The sequence below is a fragment of the bacterium genome (assembly GCA_035505375.1).
Classification (GTDB): domain Bacteria; phylum Hydrothermota; class Tepidihabitantia; order Tepidihabitantales; family Tepidihabitantaceae; genus UBA2258.
The window spans coordinates 1-24416 of sequence record DATJQV010000020.1 but is presented as its reverse complement, the minus strand read 5'-3'; the positions used below and the strand labels follow the sequence as shown (position 1 = coordinate 24416).

The 24416-nt window shown below is 61.3% G+C and carries 18 protein-coding genes; 11 read left to right on the top strand and 7 right to left on the bottom strand.

What is annotated here, in order from left to right; all coding sequences use genetic code 11:
• Positions 1 to 569: 569 nt before the first annotated feature.
• A complete protein-coding gene (locus tag VMH22_03145) occupies positions 570 to 2669 on the bottom strand; it encodes a FlgD immunoglobulin-like domain containing protein (protein ID HTW90683.1) in 2100 nt (699 codons plus the stop codon).
• A 193-nt stretch (positions 2670 to 2862) separates the two neighbouring features.
• Between VMH22_03145 and VMH22_03140 the strand changes: the two genes are divergently transcribed.
• The 11 genes from VMH22_03140 to polX all read left to right on the top strand — a co-directional run bounded on the left by VMH22_03140 (position 2863) and on the right by polX (position 14521).
• The gene (locus VMH22_03140; protein HTW90682.1) at positions 2863 to 3837 is read left to right on the top strand and encodes an electron transfer flavoprotein subunit alpha/FixB family protein; all 975 of its coding nucleotides are present in this window, start codon (positions 2863 to 2865) and stop codon (positions 3835 to 3837) included.
• Between the two features lie 44 nt (positions 3838 to 3881).
• Entirely contained in the window at positions 3882 to 4331 is a 450-nt protein-coding gene (locus VMH22_03135) for a hypothetical protein (protein HTW90681.1), read from the top strand.
• Entirely contained in the window at positions 4324 to 5010 is a 687-nt protein-coding gene (locus VMH22_03130) for a 4Fe-4S dicluster domain-containing protein (GenBank protein ID HTW90680.1), read from the top strand. Before VMH22_03135 ends, VMH22_03130 begins: the two co-directional genes overlap by 8 nt.
• A 129-nt stretch (positions 5011 to 5139) precedes the next feature.
• Positions 5140 to 6768 (top strand): FAD-binding protein, encoded by a 1629-nt coding sequence (locus VMH22_03125; protein ID HTW90679.1) that lies wholly within the window; start codon positions 5140 to 5142, stop codon positions 6766 to 6768.
• A gap of 51 nt (positions 6769 to 6819) precedes the next feature.
• Positions 6820 to 7905 (top strand): acyl-CoA dehydrogenase family protein, encoded by a 1086-nt coding sequence (locus VMH22_03120; protein ID HTW90678.1) that lies wholly within the window; start codon positions 6820 to 6822, stop codon positions 7903 to 7905.
• 350 nt (positions 7906 to 8255) lie between these two features.
• Positions 8256 to 8876, top strand: a complete 621-nt coding sequence (locus VMH22_03115) for a hypothetical protein (GenBank protein ID HTW90677.1) — start codon at positions 8256 to 8258, stop codon at positions 8874 to 8876.
• A 92-nt stretch (positions 8877 to 8968) separates the two neighbouring features.
• Positions 8969 to 9442: an LptE family protein gene (locus VMH22_03110; protein ID HTW90676.1), complete on the top strand. Its 474-nt coding sequence runs from the start codon at positions 8969 to 8971 to the stop codon at positions 9440 to 9442.
• On the top strand, positions 9436 to 10767 hold the full coding sequence (gene rlmD / locus VMH22_03105) for a 23S rRNA (uracil(1939)-C(5))-methyltransferase RlmD (GenBank protein ID HTW90675.1): 1332 nt from the start codon (positions 9436 to 9438) through the stop codon (positions 10765 to 10767). The genes VMH22_03110 and rlmD overlap by 7 nt, the downstream gene beginning before the upstream one ends.
• Positions 10764 to 12356 (top strand): amidohydrolase, encoded by a 1593-nt coding sequence (locus VMH22_03100; protein ID HTW90674.1) that lies wholly within the window; start codon positions 10764 to 10766, stop codon positions 12354 to 12356. Before rlmD ends, VMH22_03100 begins: the two co-directional genes overlap by 4 nt.
• Before the next feature lies 1 nt (position 12357).
• Positions 12358 to 12747, top strand: coding sequence for a hypothetical protein (locus VMH22_03095; protein ID HTW90673.1), 390 nt, complete (start codon positions 12358 to 12360; stop codon positions 12745 to 12747).
• 43 nt (positions 12748 to 12790) lie between these two features.
• Positions 12791 to 14521, top strand: a complete 1731-nt coding sequence (gene polX, locus VMH22_03090; protein HTW90672.1) for a DNA polymerase/3'-5' exonuclease PolX — start codon at positions 12791 to 12793, stop codon at positions 14519 to 14521.
• A gap of 217 nt (positions 14522 to 14738) precedes the next feature.
• Here polX and VMH22_03085 read toward each other — a convergent pair whose 3' ends face one another.
• From VMH22_03085 to VMH22_03060, 6 genes are all read right to left on the bottom strand, one after another.
• The gene (locus VMH22_03085; protein HTW90671.1) at positions 14739 to 15416 is read right to left on the bottom strand and encodes a prolyl oligopeptidase family serine peptidase; all 678 of its coding nucleotides are present in this window, start codon (positions 15414 to 15416) and stop codon (positions 14739 to 14741) included.
• Between the two features lie 23 nt (positions 15417 to 15439).
• Positions 15440 to 16525 (bottom strand): LptF/LptG family permease, encoded by a 1086-nt coding sequence (locus VMH22_03080; GenBank protein ID HTW90670.1) that lies wholly within the window; start codon positions 16523 to 16525, stop codon positions 15440 to 15442.
• A gap of 540 nt (positions 16526 to 17065) precedes the next feature.
• The gene (locus VMH22_03075) at positions 17066 to 18343 is read right to left on the bottom strand and encodes an LptF/LptG family permease (GenBank protein HTW90669.1); all 1278 of its coding nucleotides are present in this window, start codon (positions 18341 to 18343) and stop codon (positions 17066 to 17068) included.
• Between the two features lie 420 nt (positions 18344 to 18763).
• Positions 18764 to 19369 (bottom strand): T9SS type A sorting domain-containing protein, encoded by a 606-nt coding sequence (locus VMH22_03070; GenBank protein ID HTW90668.1) that lies wholly within the window; start codon positions 19367 to 19369, stop codon positions 18764 to 18766.
• Positions 19370 to 19386: 17 nt separating this feature from the next.
• Positions 19387 to 21996, bottom strand: coding sequence for a hypothetical protein (locus VMH22_03065; protein HTW90667.1), 2610 nt, complete (start codon positions 21994 to 21996; stop codon positions 19387 to 19389).
• Positions 21993 to 23495 carry a formylglycine-generating enzyme family protein gene (locus VMH22_03060; GenBank protein HTW90666.1) on the bottom strand — a complete coding sequence of 501 codons (1503 nt, stop codon included), beginning with the start codon at positions 23493 to 23495 and terminating at the stop codon, positions 21993 to 21995. The genes VMH22_03065 and VMH22_03060 overlap by 4 nt, the downstream gene beginning before the upstream one ends.
• Between the last annotated feature and the right edge of the window lie 921 nt (positions 23496 to 24416).

Below are 24416 nucleotides of genomic sequence, written 5' to 3'. Positions count from 1 at the left end.
GCTCGACAGCAGGTCGACTTCTCATGCAAGGTAGCCATGCACGAGAATACAGCAGAGAAAACAGACTTAACTCACTCATCCGCAACCACTAGCCGCGCTCACTTTCAACGGCATTTCCGCCACGCTTGCAGCATAGAACATATCACGTGGCCCGCCAGTTGCTGTCCTAACTTCTTTATTATCAATTCTCTATTAACACTTACCGCCCGAACCCCTCCTATGCTCCCCCTGCAGCTATCCCCGTCGCGTCCGAAGTCACAACCCGAGGAACCCAGCCATGAATGATGCGGACTACCTGTTCAGCCTCTTGTGAAGCTATTTCGCCCCTTTCCTCGCGAGGAACGACGCCGGCTTCTTGCTTAGTTCCTTGTCAGGAAACAGACGACGTTCCTTCGCAAGGTCATTGCCGAGTCACTTTCCACTATCCCGCCCGAGTTCCTTCCCAGGTTACTCTGCAAGTTACGTTGAGACCAGCGTGCTGAGCTTCTTGGAGAGCCGCGACGCGCGCCGCGGCCCGAATCAAGCGGTGAAGATACCGCCGGCTGCGACCTTAGCCGACTGGCCGGTTACTACCGGAGGACGATTGCCTTGCTTGAGACCGATTCCCCTCCGGCCGTCAGGCGGTAGAAATACGTGCCGTCCGCAACGCGTCTGCCGCTGTTGTCCGTCCGGTCCCAGGTGACGGTCAGCTCGCATGGTGCGACCTTACCCTTCACGAGGGTCTTCACCAGCGAGCCAGCCGCATCGTACACCGCCAGTTCTGCTTCTGCCTGCCGGCTCACGTAGTAGCTAATGCTCGCGTGGTCTCGGACCAGGCTGGGCCTTGCCCTGTACAAGACGCACGACGGCCCTGAAGCTCGGCTCCCGACGCCGGCAGTGAGTGAATCAAAGACCATCAGTCCGTAGTATCGAGGATTCGGCCACCGCGAGCCGGTCAACGTCTGCGGCCACCAGCCGACGTAGGTCCGGCCACTGTCCACGGCAGCGTATTGGAAGCAGCCGGCGGTGTCTCCCTGGCCGATATTGAGCTGCCACTTTGACATGCCGATTGGAATCTCGGCCTCGAATTGGAGATGGCCGCTGGCAAGCGAACTCGCGCTCGACGAGCCCGGTACTACAACCAGCGACCCGGTGTCTCTACCGGTCGTGTCAAGCAGCGCTTCGTACAGGACTGCGCCCGTGTCTACGTCGACCCAATGGTCGCCTTCGCTTGAGTCGGCTGGCCACGTACCGCTGCGGTCCTCGTCGACGTACAGGCCGAACTGGTCTCCATTTACGCGGGTCGTTCGATACGGGCAGTCCACCGCCAGGTAGACGAAACTCGAATCGTAAAGGAAGTAGGCTATGCACGAACCCTCGGGTTGCGGACTGCCACCGCGACCGGCGACGTCGCTTATGTCATACATCGTCGAGGCCGTCCACTCGCCTGTGGCGATGTTGCCGTCAATCGTCGGAGTGGTAGATCCGACGCCGTGAACATGAATAGTGTCGGCAAATACTGCTCCCGAGACTAGGGTCGTGCCGACTACGGTGTCGTCGTGCGCGTTCTCGTCGCCACCGAGAGCGGTGAACATCGTCACTCCGTATCGGGCTCCTGCCGGGCCCGCGTTCCATTCCGGCGAGAAGCTGACCGTGTCGTCCTCACCTGGCTCGAGCGGACCCGGGACGGAGGTGCTTGCCGTATAGACCCGGATTGCGCCGGAGTCAATCCAGCATGTCACCGGGATGCCGGATTCAGCATTCCTCCCGTAATTCCTGACGCTTGCCTTCGGGGTCACTGCCCCGGGATTGACTCCACCCGGCGGCGCAACTATGGCAGCAACGCCGACATCGTGCGCCGGAATGTTGAACTTGAAGCACCAGATTGCGTCCTGCCCGGACGTGACTTGGTCCACTGCCAGGAGCATTGTGTCTTCCCACATCTCGCAGCCGCCGCCCAGGTCCCAGCCGGCCGGGTTGAAGCTGTCCACCCAGGCGTAGCTCGGGTCCATCTTGTATATCGGGCTGGAGCCGGCGGTGCCGGCCTGAGTTACCCAGAAGCAGTTCTGCAGGCGGCTCCACGCGATGCCGTATGAAGACATCATTTCGCCTGCGCCCCTGACCGCGTGGCCGTTGGCGCCGGTGATTGAGAACTTGGTCATCGAGCTGCTGTCGAAGTCGCAGGTCCAGCATGAATCCTGGGCCGGGTCGTAGCCAAAGCCGCGGGCCGTGCCGCTGTAGCCGGAAACCGTGTACGTGTGCTTCGGCACCTTCGTCGTCGCGTCGTAGACGTGGAACTTCTGATTGTCGAACCCGGCGAAGACTTCGTTGGTTGATGCCTTCCACGCCATGTCGCGGATGCCCCAGCCGGACGGGCCGCCGGTCTGTGGAAAGCTGTCTATGAGCGGACGCGATGGGTCCTTGATGTTGTAGATGTAGATCTTGAGCTCGCTTTGCCCGGCCGAAACCCACATGAGGGTGTCCTGAACAGGAGTTACGCCGCAGGTGTAGACCGTACTGACGGGTCGGGTCCATGCCGTCTCCGGCGTGCCGTCCTTGGTCGCGAAGCGTCCCTTCGGTCTTCCGCGCATTGCCTGCGGGTTGAAGTCATTGACGACCGTGTTCGCTACCGGCGTGCTGGCCGGACCGAACCCCGGCGCCAGGTTCAGTACAAGCAATAGTATCACCATGGCCAGTTCCACTCTAGCTCAGGATGTTTGCATGTCAAGCAGCATTGGCGCCGGTATCCCGCCCGCGTTGACTTAGTCCCTCCGCCTGCTACAATCCCCGGGAGCCCAATCGATGCGTCTGACTTCCCTCGATGGCGGAAAGTCGGGGCGGGCCGGGCCGACTGTTTCCTAAGCACAGGACTGGAGCAACTGAATGGTACTCGTATTCTGCGAACAGCGTGAAGGCAAGCTGAAGAAGGTCGCGTTCGAAGACCTCTGTGTCGGCTATGCGATCGCCGAGAAGCGCGGCGGTGATTTGGCCGCGGTGATAGTCGGTTCCGGCATCAAAGGCCTTGCCGACGAAGTCGTGAAGTTCGGCGTGAACAAGGTCATCACCGTCGATTCCCCGTCGCTTCAGTTCTACACACCGGACGGATACGCCGGCGCCATCGAGAAGCTGTGCCGCGAGCACAAGCCTCACACTGTAGTGCTGTCATCAACGGTCATGGGCAAGGACCTGAGCGCCGCGCTTGCCGCCCGCCTCGAGACGGCCATCATCCCGGATTGCACCGCGCTGGAGTTCGATGAGGCGGGCAACCCCATCCTGACCCGGCCGGTCTATGCCGGGAAGGCAATCACGCGAGTCAAAGCACCTTCGGCCAACCCGCTCGTCATAACCATGCGCCCTCGGGCCTATGGTGCTCAGCCCGAGAATGACAAAGGTGCCCAGATCGTCGCAAGCGACGCCGCCCCGGCCGAGCTCCGTACCAAGGTCGCCGAAATCGTGAAGGCGGTAATCAAGACCGTTGAGCTGACCGAGGCTGATATCATCATCTCCGGCGGCCGCGGTATGAAGGGCCCTGAGAACTACGTCATGCTCGAAGAACTGGCCGGAGTAGTCAACGCCGCTGTCGGAGCGTCGCGGGCCGCAGTCGATGCCGGCTGGCGCGACCACCAGTTCCAAGTCGGTCAGACCGGCAAGGTCGTCGCGCCTTCGCTCTACATCGCCTGCGGTATCTCAGGCGCTATCCAGCATCTTGTCGGTATGATCAACTCCAAGACCATCGTTGCCATCAACAAGGACTCGGAAGCCAACATATTCAAGGTGGCTGACTACGGCATCGTCGGCGACCTGTTCAAGATAGTTCCGATGCTGACCGAAGAGTTCAAGAAACAGAAGGCTGCGTAGCGTCCTCACAGGTCGTGTTGATCCCATAGCTCCTATCTCCAACCATGCCCAACACCAAACAGACTGAAATTGAGGACGTGCTCGAAGTCCTCGAACGCATCCTCGACATTTCCGAGCCGCCGGTAGCCCGCTGCCGACTCCTCTCCTCCGGCTTCGGCCCGTCCCATACGCTCAAGACCGAAGCGGAGCTGACCGGTACCCGCGCATGTCTCGGCTGCGGCAACTGCGTGGATATCTGCTCGCTCCTCGCTCGCGAGCCCGCGCGCCTGCAGAAGACCGCCCAGCGCACCTCGCTGGCGCTGGAGACCATGGTCGGCACTGACTGCGACCGCTGCTATGCCTGCGTCATGTCGTGTCCGCAGGTGGATACCAGCATCAAGCACTACATCGTGAAGACCCGCACGGTCGAGCAGATGAAGCACCTGTTGGAACGGCTCGGGCCGACCGACGACTATTATCTGGACGCTTTCCTTGAGGAGGCCGCGAATGGCTGATACCAATCTTGTTGACATTTACATCATGGGCGAGCGGCACCGCGTGCCCGACTCGTTGACGATTCTGCAGGCCTTCGAATATGCCGGGTACAAACTGGTCCGCGGCGTCGGTTGCCGGGGCGGGTTCTGCGGCGCGTGCGCGACGGTGTACCGGATGCCCGGCGACTACCACCTGAAGTTCGCCTTGGCCTGCCAGACCAAAGTCGAGCCCGACATGCAGCTCGCCATGATTCCTTTCTACCCGGCCAACCGCTCCCGCTACCGCCTGTCCGAACTCAAGGGCGAGGCGAAGGAAGTTCTCGACCTCTACCCCGAGATGCTTCGCTGCTACGGGTGCAACACCTGCACCAAGTCCTGCCCGCAGGACATCGACGTGCTCGGCTATGTTTCCGCGATTGTACGCGGCGACCTTGCCGCGGCTGCCGACATCTCATTCGACTGCATCATGTGCGGCCTTTGCGTCTCTCGCTGCCCGGCCGAGCTGGTCAAGCACAACGCGGCCCTGCTCTGCCGCCGCATCTACGGCCGCAACCTTGCCCCCAAATCCGAACACCTTGCCCGCCGCTGCGAGGAGATAAAGGCCGGCAAGTTCAATGCCGACCTCGCAGCAGCCAAGAAGCAGTCCAAGGATGAACTCAAGAAGCGCTACGCCGAGCGCGACATCGAGCCGGGAGAGTGACATGAGGAATAGGAAAACCCAGACGTCAGAATTCAGAACCCAGAGTTCAGAGTTGGGAGCCGGATTCCGAAGAATTCTGAATTCTGGTTTCTGGTTTCTGAATTCTGGACTCGTCCGGTCGGAGGGAAGATGAGCTATCCTTCGACCATGCAGGATTCACTGAACCGGCTCGTCGCCGGCCGCGAGAAGCGCATGACTGAGACCTTCCCCCGCGCCACGGCCGAGGCCAAGGAAGCGCTGCTCAAGGGCTTTCACCCCGACTACCGGGCCGAGACTTTCGCGACCCTCCACATCGGCCCGAATGCGGGTGACCGCACCCCGCGCGAACTGGCGCAACTACTTGAGGCCGACTCCACGCTGCCGGAAGTCCCCGGTCCTCAGTCCCCGGTCCCCGGTCTTTCTCTGGACAAGCCCGACTATGACTGCGACGTGCTCATCGTCGGCGGCGGCGGTGCGGGCTGCTCCGCAGCAATCATGGCCGACAACGCCGGCGCCAAAGTGATGATCGCGACCAAGCTCCGTCTCGGCGATGCCAACACCATGATGGCGCAGGGTGGTATCCAGGCCGCAGACAAGGATGTTGATTCACCAGCCATTCACTACCTCGACGTCATGGGCGGCGGCCACTTTGCCAATACGCCCGACCTGGTGGAGGCGCTAGTATCCGATGCGCCCGAGTCCATCGGCTGGCTCGAAGACCTCGGCGCGATGTTCGACAAGAACCCGGATGGCTCGATGAAGACCATCCATGGTGGCGGGACTTCGCGCCGCCGCATGCACACCGCGCGCGACTATACGGGCGCCGAAATCATGCGCACCCTGCGCGACGAGGTCCGTAGCCGCAACGACATCACGCTGCTCGAGTTCTCGCCCGCGGTCGAACTCCTGACTGACGCCAGGGACGCGGTGACCGGCGCGGTGCTGCAGAACCTCAACCTGAACCGCTACTCGGTCGTCCGGGCCAAGGTCGTCATCATTGCTACCGGCGGCAGCGGCAGACTCCACTACCAGGGCTTCCCGACCTCCAATCACTACGGAGCGACCGGCGACGGACTCGTCCTCGCCTACCGCGCGGGAGCGCACCTCGCATTCATCGATACGATGCAGTACCATCCGACCGGCGCCGCCTATCCGCAACAGATACTCGGCCTGCTAGTGACCGAGAAGGTCCGCAGCATCGGCGCGCAACTGGTCAACTCCGATGGCAACCAGTTCATCTTCCCGCTCGAGACACGAGACGTGGTCGCGTCCGCCATCATCCGCGAGTGCAGCATCGGCAAATGCCTCACCACACCGACTGCGGTGCAGGCCGTCTGGCTCGACACGCCGATGATAGAAATCCGGCGCGGGCCCGGCACGGTCAAACGCGAGCTGCCGGCCATGGTCCGTCAGTTCGGCAGACACGGCATCGACATCGCCAAAGAACCGATGCTCGTCTACCCTACGCTCCACTACCAGAACGGCGGAGTCGAGATTACGGCAGACTGCGCGACCAACGTGCCGGACCTGCTGGTCGCCGGCGAAGCCTCGGGTGGAGTCCACGGTCGTAACAGATTGATGGGAAACTCCTTACTGGATGTAGTGGTATTCGGTCGCAGGGCCGGCAGCGCCGCGGCCAAACTCGCCAAGGAACGCACCGGTGACCTGCAACTCGGTCTCACGCATCTCGAACGCTGGCGGGAGGAGATGAAGGCCAAAAGCCTGGGCTCCGACATCAAGTCTCCCCTCCTCCTCCCCGACTACACCCGCAAATCCTGATGTCTTACATTGGAATCCTCGAATCCTCGACCCCTCGATTCCTTTTCTAACATGGACTTCACCTTCGGCGAAGATGCAGACATGGTCCGCCAGACCGCGCACGAGTTCGTGAGGCGCGACCTGCTCCCGCAGGAACCCAAGTTCCTCAATGCCAAAGACCCGGCCGAGCGTGCGGCCATCGTCGAGACGGCAACTGGGAGCCTCAAAGAGATGGGACTCTATAGCGCGGGTGTACCCGAGGCGTTTGGTGGCGGCGGGCTCGGAGTGGTTGAGACCTGCCTGATTGCCGACGAACTCGGCCAGACCATCATTCCGGTCGAGTGGGGCGAGCTCACGCCAATCCTGTGTGAGTGTTCAGACGCACAGAAGCCGAACTACCTCGCGCCGGTGGTTGAGGGCTCCAAGACGTATACGGTGGCCTTTGATGAGCCGGTGCCCTTCAGCGACCCCAGCAAGATGGCCACGACCGCGACCCAGTCCGAGTCCGGGTGGACCATGAACGGCGCAAAGGTCCTGGCGAAGTCCAAGGCGGACTTCCACCTGGTCTTCGCTTCCGCGACGGGACCGATCGGTCCTATCGGTCCGATCTGTCTGATTCTTGACCCCGGCGCGACGGGAACTACGCTCTCCGGCAACCTGCTCACCCTCACCAACTGTGCCGTGCCTGCTGACCACGTTCTCGGCACTCCGGGCAAGGCCCTCAGCCTTGGCCGCAAATGGTTCCCGCTCACCCGGATCATCCGCGCCGCGGCGATACTCGGCACGTGCGACCGACTGCTCGAAGTGAGCGCCCAGTACGCCCACGATTGGACTTCGATGGGAACGCACATCTCCGAGCGCAAGACAATCCAGCAGGCGCTCGGCGACATGGCCGGCGATATCGAAGCCCTGCGATGGCTGGTCTATCACACTGCGTGGCTGACAGCCGAAGGCAAGAAGATCGAATACGACTCGATGCTGGTGAAGCTCCAGGCCCACAAAGTCCTGACCGAAACGGTCAACCGCTCGGTGCGTATCCACGGCGGCACCATCCCGCCCATCCTCGAATGGTTGCGGAAGAACGCGGCATCATCCGACGCCGACGACAGCCTCCGCTTCGCCGTCGCCCGCGAAACCATCTCCCGCCTCCAGCCGTAGCCCGGCCCAGTCCGGAGTCAATTCCGTCCGCAAATCTTGTGGATGATGCGGACATTGGGATTATCAGCGCCGTCGTCTGCGACTGGAAGCCGCTGAGTGCTGACTCTAACTCGTGCTCCGCGCGAATACCGCTGCGGCCGCGGTGATGGTCCTCGCGGTTCCGGGTGTGACAGTGCATGCACCACATGTGCCTGGTGACCGCAGCCTTCGCAAGATGGGCGTGTTGACATCCCGACCCGTTGCTCCATAATTCCCCGGACCGTCTTTCGTCGACGTCTGACGTAGACGGCACAACGCCGTCAGGCCGGTTTATTCAACGCCCGGATGACCGAGGAGGACTAATCCGTCGTTTGCTGCCCGTATTCGCAGCCTTGGGTTTGCTGTCCACCGGCTGCGTGGTAGCCCCCATCGCGTACCAAGACGGCCTGTCGGCCACCACGCCTGCACCTGGCTTCGCCGCCGCACGCCTGGAGTACAATCGTTGGTACTGGCGTCACGATAGCATCGACGAAGCGCCGGAGTACTATCTCACCGGTGGCCTGCGCTTCGGGCAGGAATGGCGTCAGTTCAGTTTTGAACAGGGACTTACTGCCATCTACTATCCCGAAGTACTTCTCCCCTGCATCGAAGGCGGCATCGGGCTGCGCGATCCGGCCGTGACCCTGCGCGCCCTCTGGACTCCGGTTGCAGTAGGCGGCCGCATCAGCTTCAACCCCAAGCTCTGGTGGCAGTTCTCCGGCCTCATAGGCACGCCGAGGAAGATACGGGGATTCGGAGTATCCTACGGCGCGCGAACGAGCAAAGTCGGGATCGGCCCGGTGGCCGTGCTCGACTACACGATAGCCGGCATCACAGCACGGCTGGAGGCGTCGATGACCTTTCCTCCGGCCTGGGTAGACAGCAATGTGCGGGGCAAGGTCTTGACTGCGGGGTTGAGTGTCGAGCCAACCAAGGCACTCCACTCTAAGTGACGAACCTCCGGCCGCCGGGTTGATTCGCGTCTGAGTTCCAGCGCCCGTACTATCGTTTCTTGACTTCGCAACCGCCCTGCCGACAATCAATGGTGCGCGGAATAGCACTTGGTTTTCTTTTGCTCGCCGGCTGCTGCGGCTACTCGACCCATTCTCTGCTGCCGTCGCATCTGAAGACGGTGGCAGTGCCGCCGGCGACGAATACCACAACGCAACCCGGCCTGGATCAGGCGGTTACCGACTCACTAACGGCGGCGTTCACGACGGACCGTGCGCTGCATGTGACCAACACCGAGGCCGCCGACCTGGTTGTCAATGTGACCGTGTCGAACTACGCCCGCAATGCGTCGTCCTACACCGGTGACCAGGCCGTATCCGCATATCAACTCAGCCTGGGTGCGCAGGTCGTAGCGCGTGACCAAACCCGGGATGAAGATTTCTACTCTGGCAACGTCTCGGTTCAGGTGACCTACGACCCGAACACCAAGACCGAGGAACAGGCAGCGGCCGAGGCAGTCAAGAAGCTGGCTTCTGAAATCGTCCGTCAGGTTGAGATCGCGTGGTAGTTGAGCTTCTGGTAGACAAGCTCGTCCAGGGCGGCGACGGCCTGGCCACGCACGACGGCATGAAGGTATTCGTGCCGCTTTCGGCCCCGCAGGAACGCGTGCGAGCGCGCATCGTCATCCAGAAGCGCGACTACGCCGTGGCCGAAATCGACGAAATCCTCGAACCCTCCCCGCTGCGCGTCTCGGCGGCCTGTCCACACTACGGCATCTGCGGCGGTTGCCAGCTTCAGCACATAAACTACGATGGGCAGCTTGTAGTCAAGAGGCTGTATGTCAACGAGGCGCTCCAGCGTATCGGTAAGGTGTTTGTGCCGGTCCGCCACGTGACTACCGAGTCCAAACCATGGCGCTACCGCAACAAGATCCAGTACCCGGCCGGCACGGCCGGCAACGGCCTGGCCATCGGATTCTACCGGCGCGGTACCCACAACCTACTGGACGTCCCCGCATGTCTGCTGCACCCGGAGGAGTTCGACCTGCTCCGCGAGGCGATTCGTGACATCCTCTCCACGGCCGGAGAGACCGGATACGATGAATCTCGCCACGACGGCAACGTCCGCCACGTCGTGCTGCGCGAGGGGACGCGGGACGGCGGACTATTGGCGGTCATCGTTACCCGTACGCCCCAGTTCGACAAGCGCTCAGCCGAGCTGATAGCCGAACAACCCGGGGTCATCGGTGTGGCGCATTGCGTCGTCCCGTCGCGCACGAACCGCATAATGGGACCTCAAGTCAAAGTGCTCGCCGGCCGCGGGCACGTCTATCAAACGGTGCTCGGCAAAACATTCCGGGTGGCGGCTCCGTCGTTCTTTCAGGTAAACGTCCCGCAGGCCGAGGAACTGTGCCGCAAGATACTAAAGCACGTCGCTCCCCTGGGCGATGAGGTGCTGCTCGACCTGTACAGCGGCGTCGGCATGATATCATTGCTCATGGCGCCTTTCGTTCAGCAAGTCACTGCCGTGGAATCGGATGCCACTGCCGTCGAGGATGCCAGGGTGAACGCGCAGGAACAGGACGTGCGCAACGTGGAGTTCATCTGCGATGACGTGAACCGGGCGGTAAACCGCGTCGCATCCGCCGACATCGTTATCCTCGACCCGCCGCGTAAGGGCTGTCCGGCCGACACTCTGCGCCGAATCGCCACGCTGCGGCCCAGACGCATCATCTACGTTTCCTGCAACCCTGCCACGCTGGCTCGCGACCTTGCCACGCTCGAACAGTCCGGGTACGTCACCCATGAAGTCGAACCGGTCGACATGTTCCCGCAGACTTTTCACGTCGAGGTGATTGCGCGACTCGGTCCGCTCGGGTCAGCCGCCGAGTGAAGCTAACCGGCCTGACAATAACAGATGCCCAGGCCGCGCCGAGGCCGGCGACGGTCGCATTCGATACGAGAATCAGGGACATCAGCAATCGCCAATCGCCAATCGCCAATCGCCAATCGCCAACCGGCGTCATCCTGCCCGGCCTGATTGACTCACACACGCATCCAATGGAAGCCGGCCTTCAGAAGGTATTCGCCGATCTCAGCGGGGCGGACTCGGTCGAAGACGTACAAGCGCGCCTGCGCGACCGGCGCAATGCGGCTCTCGAACACGGCATGATGCTGGGGTTTGGCCTCGAACCCGACCGGCTGTGCGAGCACCGCTACCCGGACCGGGGCGAACTGGACGGGGTGATCTCCGAATTCCCGGTGTTCGTCTACCGTGTCGATGGCCACTCGGCCGTCACCAATACCGCCGGGCTGCAGTTGCTCCGGGACAAGGAGCCAGGGACCAGGGTCCAGGGATCAGGGCCCCGACCCCAGAACCCCGATCCCCATCTCCAGGGCATGGAGACGGACTGCAACGGTCGTCCAACCGGAGTGCTGCGCGGAGACGCCTACGAGAAGGCCTCCCGGGTATTCAAACACAGACTGTCACCGGTAACGGTTTGCGAGGCGCTCCGGCTAGCCGGCTTGGAGGCCGCGGCCGCAGGCGTCACCACAGTTGGCGCCTTAGTCGGTGTCGATGACACTACCGACGATGAATGGCGCGTGCTCCTCGATGGTCTCGCCGCGTCCGCAGTCAATGCGGTTCCCTATCTTCAGACCTGGGATCTCGAAGTCCCGCGCCGGTTTGGACTCAGGCAGGCCGGCGGGTGCCTGCTGATTGACGGCTCATTCGGGTCGCGCACGGCCGCGCTGGGCCAGGACTACTCGGACGCGCCGGGCAACAACGGCGCCAGCTATGTCACCGATGAAAAGCTTCTATCGTTTCTCCGCGGAGCCGCGGATGCGGGTCTGCAGACGGCGGTGCACGCGATTGGCGACCGCGCAGTGGAACAGGTTGTCCGCAGCCACGAGCGACTCGCCGAGGGCCGAGGGACGAAGGACGATGGACGAATGACGTATTCTAACCCGTTCCGCCATCGGCTTGAGCATGCGGAACTGCTGAACGACTCGCTGATTTCCCGAATCGCGGAGCTCAAGCTCGTGCTTGGAGTTCAGCCTGCATTCGAGAGAGAATGGGGCGGGCCGCAGAGAATGTACTCGCAGCGGCTCGGAGAACGCTGGCGCAGCACGAATCCGTATCGTAGCCTGCTCGAATCAGGCGTACGTCTTGCCGGCGGGTCTGACTACCCGATTACGCCGATTGCCCCGGTTGCAGGAATCCGGGCCACTTTGGAGCGCCCGAATCCGAGCGAGATCGTTAAAGGGGAAGAAGCGCTGGCGATGTTCACGTCAGCCGCAGCCTTTGCGCTGAACCGGGAGAGGTCTTGCGGCAGCATCGAGCCGGGCAAAGACGCAGACATCACCGTGCTGACTTCAGATCCACGTATGACTGCCGACTGCCGTCTGGTGGCGACCTTCCGGGCCGGCGTGTGCACGTACAAAAACGAATCCTTGGCCGATTACTTGAAACTGGAGGATTGAAATGAGCAGAACGGAAGACACGAAGTTCGAAGGCCGCAGAAAGAAGCCGCTCGTCCGCACTTTCCTGCTGTTCGCAGTGGCACTCGCCGGGCTCAGCCTGATGACGTGCAACGCCCTGAAGACTATCCAGGTCACACTCGACATCAAAGGACAATCGACCGCCTACTTTACAGGCTTCTACGAGACGACGACGGACGGCCAGTCTGCGATAGCGGGTTCGCCGCCCAAGTCATACACATTCTCCGCCCGTCAGCAGCTGGACGTCGTCGCCGCCCAGATTGTGTATGCCGGCACCGGCGACCTGATAGCGAAACTGGTTTCCGGCGGCGTGACGCGCGATTCCGGCACCATCAATACGGTTGGCACCCTGGCGTTGCACTGGACGCCCTGACCGGACCAAAGACAAACCGCCGCGGGCAAATCCCGGCCCAACGGTGAAGAACCAGGAACTGGCCCGGAAGCTCGACCGCATCGCCGATGCGCTTGAGCTGAAAGGCGAGACTGGCTTCCGGGTCCTTGCCTACCGCAAAGCGGCACGCGCCCTGACCGACCTGGGTGCGGATATCGAAACACTGGATGCCGAAGGCAAGCTGGAGGAAGTGCCAGGCATCGGCACCGGTATCGCGAAGAAGATCCGCGAGTATCTGTCAACCGGTCGGATGCAGATGTACGACGAGGCAATCGCCGGCCTGCCGCCAGGTCTATTCGACATCCTGGACATCCAAGGAGTAGGCCCGAAGACCGTTAAGCAGGTATACGAGAGACTCGGCGTGACGACCCCGGCTGAGCTCAAGCAGGCGATCGAGAGCGGCCGGTTTGCCGAGCTTCCCGGGATGGGCGATAAGAAGGGCGAGAACATCCTTCAGAGCATGCGCACCGAAGAGCTGACCGGCGAACGTATGCTGCTGGACGAGGCGTTCGAACTGGCCGATTCAGTCGTGAACCACATGAAACAGTGCCGCGGTGTCCGTCACATTGCCTACGGCGGGTCGCTCCGGAGGGGCAGGGAAACGATCGGCGACATCGATATCCTCGCCACGGGCACGCCTTCGGACAGGATCATCAGGCACTTCACCGCGCACCCGCAAGTGCAGAAGGTGCTTGCGGCGGGTGACACCAAGGCATCGGCTCTGTTCGAGAGTCGCGGACGAGCAAGACAGGCAGACTTGCGGGTGCTGGCTGATGCCGAATACGGAGCCGCCCTGCAGTATTTCACCGGCTCAAAGGACCACAACGTCGAACTGCGTGCCCTTGCCCAGAAGCAGGGCCTGAAGCTGTCCGAATACGGCCTCTTTCGCGGCAGTAAACGAGTCGCGGGTAAGTCCGAAGCCGAGGTCTACGCCGCGCTCGGTCTCCCCTACATCGAACCGGAGTTGCGCGAGAACCGTGGCGAACTGCAGGCGGCAGTCGAAGGGTTACTTCCCACGCTGGTATCCGGGGACGACATCAAGGCGGACCTGCATATCCATACCTCCGCCTCCGACGGGTCAGCGGGCTTCGATGAGATGGTCGACGCTTGCAGGAAACGAGGCTACACTCACATCGCCATCACCGACCATTCCACGTCGGCCGGCTATGCCGGCGGCCTGAACCCGGATGCGCTGCAGCGTCACTGCGACCGCGTGGATGAGTTCAACTCGATGTCCCGAGGCCTCAAGGTGCTCAAGTCGTCCGAGGTGGATATCAGAACCGATGGCTCAATGGATTATCCGGACAACGTGCTGGCACGGCTGGACCTCGTAATCGGCTCGATTCACCAGGGTTTCAAGAAGGACGTCACCAAGCGGATGTGCGCGGCGCTGGCTCACCCGCTTGTGCACCTGATCGCGCACCCCACCGGAAGGATCATCGGCCGTCGCGAAGGCTACGAAGTCGATGTCGAACAGGTGATAGAATGTGCGGCAAAGCACCACAAGGTGCTGGAAATCAATGCTTTCTACGGACGCCTCGACCTGAATGACGCCTGGGCGCGCCGGGCGATGCAGGCCGGAGTCAAGCTTGCCGTCAACACGGACGCGCACGCTCCCGCCGACTTGGATTGGATGCGATACGGCGTGATAACGGCTCGCCGGGCCTGGCTGACCAGAAACGACGTCATCAACTGCCTCAGCTACGCCGGATTGACGAAGCTGCTCGGCGCGACCCGCGCCGGTCGAGCCGGCTAGCGAGTCTTGTCCGGGCTCATCTGCCCGGACATCTGCGTACTCCGCCCGGAACCCCAATCTTCCTGAATCTGTGGAATCTGTGGATGTCCCATCCTTGTCTGTCCGTCTCCTCGTCCATCGTCAATTCTGCATTCTGGTTTCTGGTTTCTGAATTCTGCTCTATCCGAATCCCGAATCTGCGCCATCTGCGTCATCTGCGGTTGATCCCCTTAGCGGTTCAGTTCCCTGTCTGGGTGCCCAGCGCCTGCTTCAGCCAGCGGCAGCCGGCAAGCACCTCGGTTGCGGGGCCGTTGCCGTGTTCACCGGGCGTCGTGAGAAGCTGTGTCTGGACGCCGTTGTCATTGAACAGCCGGTACATCGTCTCGTTGTCTGCCCGATTCCAATCCTGCTTCCGGGTCACGAGGTACGCAAGGTGTCCCTGCAACTCATCCCAGACCGCAAGCGGCACTGCCGCGGCGTGTGGACACACGGCGACAACGCCGCGCACAAGGTCGGGATGACGGAACATGGTAGCCAACGCCTGAACGCCCTGCCCGGAGTAACCGTAGACGAAGAGCCGGTTCGAGTCCACCGGGTAGCGTGTCAGCAGCTTGTGGATGGTGTGCACTATATCCACATCATTGGAATCGCCGCTCCGGTGGTTGCGCGTCGCATGGCAGGTTGCCTCGACCCAGCCCAGTGAATCGGCCACAAGCCGGAACGTGTCGAGGTCCTTCGGCACCGCTCCGTTGCAGTGGAGCACGAGCAGTGTCGGAACCCGGCCACCTGCCTTTGCCACCGAGGCCGGTACGTAGAAACAATCCGAGTCCGCGTCGCAGACGATGCCCTTGGGCAGGCCGCCCGCCAGCACGCTAGCGACAAGAGTAACCGCAAGCAAAAGCATCCTGGTCCTCATCCTCGCTCCTCTCTTTCCATGCCTCACTTGTCAACGCTTAGCACCAGCCCCAGCGCGGCGGTGCCGAATACAATATTGGGCAGCCACGCGCAAAGGGCGGCACTGATGACGTGCGACGTGCCGAACGCCCGGCTGGTCTGAATCGCCCCCCAGAAGAGAAACGAGAGCAGGAGCCCGAGGCCAAGCCCGAACATGACGCTTCTGCGCCGGAGGCGAACGGACAGGGGAAACCCGATCAGCACGACCACGAGCCCAATGAGCGAGTACGAGAACCGGTAATGGTACTCCACTTCCTCCGCGGCGACGTTCTCTCCGGCCCGCTTCATCCGGCCGATATAGCTGACCAGCGCGCGGGTCGACGTCTCCTCTACCGGCCTCGGAGTGCTGGCAAAGTCGGCCGGCGTTTCACGGATGACATCAAGCTTGAGACTGTCATGGTGGACCAGCGCCTCATTCCCGGCGGCGTCGAACGTCCGCTCCTCGACGTTCCGCCCATACCACGCATGGTCGCGCCAGACGGCCTCATCGACGTCGAAGCGCCGCCTCACCTTCCGGTCGGTCCCCAGTTCGCAGACGCTGAAGTCCTTCATCACGCCGTCCGACGACAACTGCCTGATGTAGAAAACCCGGCCCTCTTCGCCGACAAAGTAGAGGTTCTGCCGCCTCTGCACCTGTACCTGCGCCGACTGCCGGCGCTCAATCCTGAATCGGCGCAGATCGGACAGCCGCGCATTGAACGGGATCGTAATCAGCTCGTTGGCAACCAGGTAGATTACTACCGATGCCAGGCCCAGACCGATGGCCGGCGCGGACAACCGGAGAATCGAGACCCCGGCGCTCTCCAGTGCGTTCAGTTCCCGATTGCGCGTCAACTGGCCGTAGACCATGAATACCGCCAGCACCATGCTCACCGGGTAGAGCAGGCTTATCGCGGCCGGAAGGTCATAGAAGTAGTAAACGAGTATCAGCCACAGACCGGTCTTATGACCGGTGAAGTAGGTCAACTGCCCGAAGAGGTCAATCAGCAGGTAGATGGCCACCACGCTCCCGCACGCAATGATGGCGAACTTCACCAACTCCTTGAGCAGGTACCGGTCGATGACCTTCATGTCCCTAGTTCAAGGAATAGCCAATGACCAAGCGCCAACTACCAAGGGGTTGGGATTTGGGAACCGGGGGTCTTGGCTCTTGACTTTTGACCTTTGACTTGCGGCTCGGACGCGCACAAATGCCACCACCGGCGACGCAAGACTCGGGTTTGGTCCTAGACTCAATCTGTGTTCATCCGCGTTCATCTGTGGTTACGTCAGGTTCGGTTGCGGCCTCCGAGGCCGCGCTGTGTAATCTGCGAAATCTGTGGATGTCCGATCCTCGTCTGTCCGCCTCCTCGTCCCTCGTCAATTCTGCATTCTGGTCTCTGGTTTCTGAATTCTGCTCTATCCGAATCCTGAATCTGCGACATCTGCGTCATCTGCGGTTGTCTCTCCGAATTCGGAGTCCGAGCAATCTGTGTAATCTGCGAAATCTGTGGATGTCCCATCCCTGCCTGTCCGTCTCTTCGTCCATCCTCAATTCTGCATTCTGGTTTCTGGTTTCTGAATTCTGCTCTATCCGAACCCTGAATCTGCATCATCTGCGGTTACTTCGGGTCAGGCTGGTTGTCTCCTTAGCCACGGCCATCGGATACGAAGCCGGGTGATTCCCAGGAACCGGAGGATCGACCGCTCGTAGAAAGCGCGCAGGAACAGCTCGGTCACCGGCAGCACCAGGATGATGTTCGGCAGCCACATCCCGACAAACGGCGACAGCTTGCCCGACTCGGCGCCGTTCTCCCCGGCCAGCAGCAGGATATAGAAGACGGCGAAGAACAGCAGCCCGAAGATGAAACCGGTGCCGACTCCGCCCCGCCGCAGCAGGAGCCCGACCGGCGCGCCGAAGAAGACGAAGAAGAAAGCCGAGAACGCGAGCGACAGACGCTTCTGCAGCTCCACATCGTGGCGCGCAATCTCCATCTTCTTGAACTTGACGCGGGAATTCAGTTCCTCCGACTTCAGCTTCTCCTGGTCGCCGGCAGTGGCCTTGGTCCGGGCTTCGTTCGCCTTGCTCTGCATGTCCCTGACTTCACCGATGCCCTGTTTCATCGTGGACGCGAGCTGCGACAGCAGCATCTCCTCGTCGCTTCGGTACTCCCGGTCGCGCCTGACCAGGTCGTCGTCCATCGCGACGTTGATGACGTGTCGCTGGAACGACAGCCGGCGATAGGTGCCGTCGTCGACCAGGTCGTGCATCTCGCCGTCGAACAACGTCATCACCATGTACGCGTCGTCCGCCGTGTACGAGATGTTCCCCTGCGGCGCGGTCACGAACCCGGGCGTGCCCTTACCTTTCCCGGTCTCGAATATCGCCACGTTCTTCACGGTCGAGCGGCGCTCGTCCATCGACCCGATGTATATCATGTAACCGGGAAAATCATCCATGAACACGCCCTCGCGGACCCGCATCGCCGGACGCTTCCGCGCCACGTCGTTCAGCAGGTTTCTCACCCGGTGCTGGGATTCGGGCAGGACGTACCCGTTGAAACCGACCATCACCACCATCAGCAACAGACAGGCAAGCGCGACCGGCGTAAACAACCGTGCAGTCCTGATGCCCGCCGCCCGGATCACGCGGATCTCATTGTCCTGCGCCATCCGTCCGTATGAAATCACGCCCCCGATCAGGCTGCCGAGCGGCGTGCAGATTGAGATTACGTAGGGCAGAGAAAGCACCACCACCTGTGACACGACGGCAACCGCCACCCCCTTGCGCACCAGCATGTCGGCAAGCAGAAACAGCCGGTCCATCAACAACACGAATATTAGAACCAGGATGGCAAGGACGAACGGCGGAACGAATTGTCTCAGCGCGTAGCGCTGAAGTATCTTCACCAACTGATGATACCGCCGGGCCGCTCCAAAGTCAAAACGGGCCGGGGCGCGGACTCCAATCGCCAGCGGGCGCGTCTCAACTCACCAGCACTCTCCTGTGGCTAACCTTCCGGCTTCGCCCCGTGGCGGCTGGCGGGCATTCGCCGGACCTGCCAGCCTGTGGTACACTGATTCCCGATTGGCCGACCGCGGGCAGAATCACTCTGCCTACAGCTTACTATCTGCCGCCCAACGCTGGAATCACGGTAAACAGTGTGCGTAACTTGCCGCTTGCAGCCGGCCACCGGTCGCCAACTGCGCACAGGCGACCGAGCACACTACACTGCGTAGGATGCAGAAACTGCCTATTGCTTCCCTGGGTTGCTCGGGACAGACAAGACTGGCGCTTCAGCCGTCAGCCTTGCTTACGACTCTCCTTCATCATTCGGCGATGACCATCTTCTCAACCGCGGCATTGTCCTCTGTCTTCAAGGAACAGAAGTAGACGCCGGCAGGGCACGTTCGGCCCAACTTGTCCCTGCGGTCCCACCGCAACTTGTAGCGACCCGTGTTCTGAACCCCGTCCGCAAGCTGCCTGACCTGCCTGCCATCAATGTCATAGATGTTGAGAGAAACCGCGGTTCTAGAAGGCAGGTCATAGGCAATCCGCGTGGCTGCCCGGAATGGATTCGGGGTATTGCGGTGGAGTTTGAATACTATGGGGCCCAAGGAGGAAACAAGCACCTTCCCCCTGTCCTCCTGTGCAAACCTGGCGTCGAATTCCGAACTCCAGAAACCACCAATAATGCAGAACGAGTCCGCGTCGACTAATACGTCCGAGGATATCGGAGACTGAGAAACGCAGCCCGACAGAACATACGGCCCGGCCGTGTCGCACAGGACGCCGAACGGTGTTATTGTGTACCAGCAGAGGCTGTACGCTGACTGAGAACCTATGCGGGCTGGTGACGGAGGACATTCCTGCGGAGCAACCGAACTAGCGCCGCACAAAGACAGCCAGATGGAAAGGACAGATAGGTAGCCCATCGGCAACTCCTGCCTAGCTAGGGTCTGATCCAGATGTATCGCAGTGTGCCTGAACCCGGGTTCACGTCAGAACCTGAGTTCCAGACTCTGAACGCGAGCTTGCCGCTTGACACTACCTGGCAGTTTCCTAGGCCCTGGATGTTCTGCCAACCAGTCCCGGATGTCGGGTACGACAAGAAGACAAAGTCCGTCGTGTGCAAGCTGTCAATTGAAATGGTGTCCTCGTGTACGGAACCGGCGGTCATCGAGTCCGGGTCGAACGCAAGCACACCTGTCTTGATGAAGGTCACTCGAGTTCCCGAATCACCGACCGCGCTCGGGTAGCCCCAGATAGGGTCATGATTCAAGCCCTGGGATATGATCGCCTTACCAGAATCAGCCGCCGTGACGCCGCGCGCAACATCGACGGGCTTGACTGTGTTGTCGACAAGCATGGTGCCCGTTACCGAGTTCGCCTGTCCTTCATTGACGTATCGTGCGTCACCCCAGGTCGAGTCGAAGCGCACCGTGCCCGAGTCGGTTATCGGATTCGGCGAGCAGACGACGCCAGTAGCCTGGACCACCTTCCTCACGGTCCCGACCCCCACGCTGTCGTTCTGCGGCTGCCAAGAGCCGGTGCTGCCGCCGCTCCACTTGAGTACCTGGCCGCCGGCCGCACCTTTCTGCGCAATCGTCGGGCTCGGGTAGTTGCCGGCCAAATCGCCGCCGGCAGCGCCGCCAGGCGGCACGCCGCTGATGGTCACGTTCGCTGCACCCATCACCTGGCCCTTGTTATTCACCGTAACCTGGGAGACCTGTGTTGCGCTGCCGTACGTCCCGGCCGTGACACCGGTCGTCGCGATGTCGGCCGCGGCAATCGTGCCGTCGAGTATCTTCGCGGATGTAACTGCGCCGGTAGCGATCGTCGGGTTGGGGTAAGTCCCGGTCAGGTCACCACCGGCAGCACCGCTCGGCGGCACGCCGCTGATGGCCACGCTGCTCGCGCTTGTGACTCGTCCTTTGGCGTCTACCGTGACCTTGCCCACGTGCGCCGAGTCGCCATAGGTCCCGGCCGTGACACCGGACGCAGCCAGCGTCAGAGCGCCGGCGTTGCTCAGCGCGGCGTCGCCGCTCATAGCCACGGCCGCAGCTTTGTTGTTGGCGTTGCCGACCCATATCTTGGTCGCCGTCAGCGGCGCGCTGTCAGGCGGGACGCCGGTAATGGTCACGTTAGCCGCGCCCGTCACCTGACCCTTGTTGTTGACCGTAACCTGGGAAACCTGTGTTGCGCTGCCGTACGTGCCCGCTGTGACGCCGGTAGTCGCCAGGTCGGCCGCCGCAATCGTAGCGTCGAGTATCTTTGCGGATGTAACCGCGCCCGCGGCAATCGTCGGGTTGGGATAAGTGCTACCTGCCAGGTCGCCACCAGCAGCACCACCTGGCGGTACGCCGCTGATGGTCGTGCTGCCAGCCGCAGTCAGACGTCCCTTGGAGTCAACTGTGAACGTTCCAACCTGCGTCGCGTTGCCGTAGCTGCCAGACGTCACGGAGGTGTTACCTAGCGTCAACACGCCGGCGTTGCTCAACGAGGCATCGCCACTCAATGACTCCGCACTCGCCTTGTTGTTGGCGTTACCGATCCAGATCTTGGTTGCAGCCAATGGCGCGCTATCCGGCGGCACGGCCTTGAGGGCTACACTGGTGGCGCTTGTCAGCCGCCCGGTGCTGTCCACCGTGTACTTGCCTACATGCACCGAATCGCCATAGGTCCCCGTTGTGACACCAGACTTGGCCAGCGTTAGTTTGCCCGTGTTGTCCAGCGCGGCGTCGCCACTCACCGTCACCGGCACAGCTTTGCCGCCGGCATTTCCGACCCAGATCTTACCCGAACTCAGCGGCGCGCTATCCGGCGGCACGGCCTTGAGGGCTACGCTCCCGGCGCTGGTCAGTCGCCCTTTCAAATCCACCGTGAACTTGCCCACGTGCGTTGAGTCGCCGTAGGCTCCAGGGATCAGGCCCGCGACTGCGGCCAACGTAGGGCTAGGGTAGGTGCCGGCTAGGTCACCGCTAGCGTCCTGCCCCTCATTCACGTAGCGAGTATCCAGGCCTGCCAGATTCTGTCCCTGCACTTTGTCTGAGTTGCTCGTCTGGAAGGCGAATGGGACGCTAGCAATCCTCTGGCGGCGAAACGCGGAGTCGGACGATAGCATCCTGACCCCAAGGTAGCATCCGCCCGCCTGAGGAACGGAGTCAACTGGGTTGGACGGGTCGTCGCCGAGAATCACGTTAAAAAGCCCGCCCTTTGTCTCGACTGTCTGTGTCTCACACCAGTATGAACTACCGGTGGCGTCAGCGTAGAGCGAGAACACAATCGCGTACCTACCGTCGTTGACCGGCTGGCCGGTGGCATATGTCAGCTTCCCCTGGTAGGCAATCAACTGGGGAATCTTCACACTATCCACAACAACGCGGGCTGGAGCCGCAACGGTCCTGCTAGTTCCGGCGGCTGGCTGCCCGCTCTCCTGCTTACCGGTTCTGGCCGGCGTTTGCCCGGTCGCCTGCTTGTCGGGAGCCGCAGCCGTCTGCCCGCTCGCATGTATCGCCAGCAACGCCATCGCCAGCATACCCAACGCTAGGTGTCGTTTCACTTTGTCTCCTTCTTCACATTGACATCTTTCACACATCGAAATCCAACGTCCGACCGCGTCGCGTTCTTCGGTAGTCCATGTCTGTAGGCGGAACGCAACTCGAAGAGCGGAGTCTGAAAAGACCCTCCTCTGACCGAAGCCAGCGAATCGCCGCGAAAGTTCTGCGGGCCTTTCGGTCTTAACGTGTCTACGTTGTCATAGTATCTCGAGACATATGGATTGGCGCACCACTCTACGACATTCCCAGCCATGTTGTACGCGCCGTAGACACTCTTACCACCAGACAAGCTGTCCACTGGAACGAGCGTGCCATTCAGAGAGTCGCCGCGTCTGTAGTTGGCGCGCCACGAGACGTCACCGTCGAAATAACTGATGCCCCAGGGGAACGACCAGCCCTGCGTGCCCCGAGCAGCCTTTTCCCACTCCATCTCAGTAGGAAGCCTCTTGCCCGCCCATTTTGCGTACGCCGCGGCGTCATTCCAGGTCACGCCTGCTACCGGGCAATTGCTCAGTCCGTGAATTACCCCGTTCGAGTCGCCCTGCACCTTGTTTCCGCTCCTGAGAAACCTGAGGAACTGACCGTTCGAAACCTCATACTTGTCTATGTAGAAGCTGTCGAGGTACACGCCCTTTTGCGGCATCTCATTCCCAAAGTCCTTCTTCCTCCAGTCAGGGTTCCCGGACATCTCCCTACGCTGCAGGTCTGAGGTGCCCAGACAGAAACGTCCTGCCGGAACCAGCACCATGTTGTAGTACTCGGGATAGTACCTGCGGACGCTGTTCAGATATTGTGAGTCAAACACCAGCCTTAGCCCGGAGTCGGCGTACACGAGCTTCCAACCGCCGTCCGGGACTGCCAGGGACTCGGTTTTGCCATACATGTTCTCGGCATCTTCCCGAGTTCTAAGACCGGGGAACGTGCGCTGCAGAGCCCCGGCGAGGGTGAGAACAATCGTGTCGGTCTCGCCCCCGGAAAGAGAGAATACCAGCCGACTTCCACGGTCTTCATAGACCATCGAGTCATTCCCCTCACGCCCGGGAGGGCCGAGTATCTGCTCGATTGCATTCGGAGTCAGAAGAGCGAGGCTGGCCGGCGAAGGGGAAAAGAGAGTGCGCCACTTCGCCCTTAGCGCGGCGACCCACGGCGCTTCTGCGCGGGGAGGATAGAAACTGAACCCGGATACAGCACCGGACCTGTAGAAGATTGTGATTCCGTCCTCCGGGTACGTCCGGCGGACGCTGTCACTATCCTCCGGCTCCTTTGCCGCCAGAGTAGGAAGGATATACTTGTCGAGCGGCGTCGTCAGACTCCGCCTCAGCGATTCAGACATACTGACGTTCATCGTGTCAACAAGACCCAGCGCAAATACGACCCGGAGTTCGTCCTCGCCGTGTGGATAGTCCCAAATCACCCCGGTATCGTTGGCAGGGCGGCCCAGAATCTTGCGTACGGAGTCCATCGGAATCCCGATCGCGATCTTCGCCGCACTCCTGTTCAAAGTCGGCCAGCCTCCGCTCGAGACTTTGATGTTCGCCAGCCACGCTGGTTCGGGAGGAGCCGCGCACACGCGAATCGTGACGCTGCGTGCTGCACCGATCCTGAATCTGCGCCGGCCTGCCGATGGCGACTGGTCCAGCACTCTACCCGGGGTACCCTCGCGCTGAACTTTAGCAACGCTGACTATGAATCCCGCCGAATCAAGCCGGCTGCTAGCGGAGTCCGCTGCCATGCCAACCACAGAGGGGACGTCCACGGTATTGAAAAGCGGTTTGCCGCACTGCGCGCAGTGCTCAGCGTCATCTGAATTCTTGGAATGGCAATACGGGCAAATCACAACCGCGAGGGCGGTAGACATACCAAACACGATAATGATCGTAAGCAGCAATGACCTGAGCAATTCTCTGGCTCGTCGGCTCACGACTACTCCTCACCTAGACTTGAGGGCCACTTTGTCCTCGGAAGATGACAGGAATCGCACGCAGTGTCGCGGAAACCGAATCTCTTTCCACAGTTGCGGCAATACAAAGCCAAGGGCCTAATGTACAGGCCAAACGTATCAATACCGGCTCTGTGCAGCCGGAGCATCGTGGACTTGGGCCAATAGTAGGGTGCGGTTGCGGAAACCTGGATTGAGAATGCCGTATCATGGCCCCCTACCGGACCATGCAAGTTGAGAGTGCAGGCGCCAAGAACACCTGAGCCGGGATCCGTTGCTCCGTGATCGCTGTTTCGCCACAGGCGAACAACCGCACGACCATCCGGGACCGCTAGAGATTCATCATTGCCATCCAGGTTCACGGCTAGCTTCGTTCGGAAGGGGACTGGCTCGCCCTGTATGGAGTCTTCGACGTAGATCGTAGCCGTGGCGAATGGACGTACCGCAGTCATGTGCTGCTCCACTGCCACGGCGCGTGTCCTT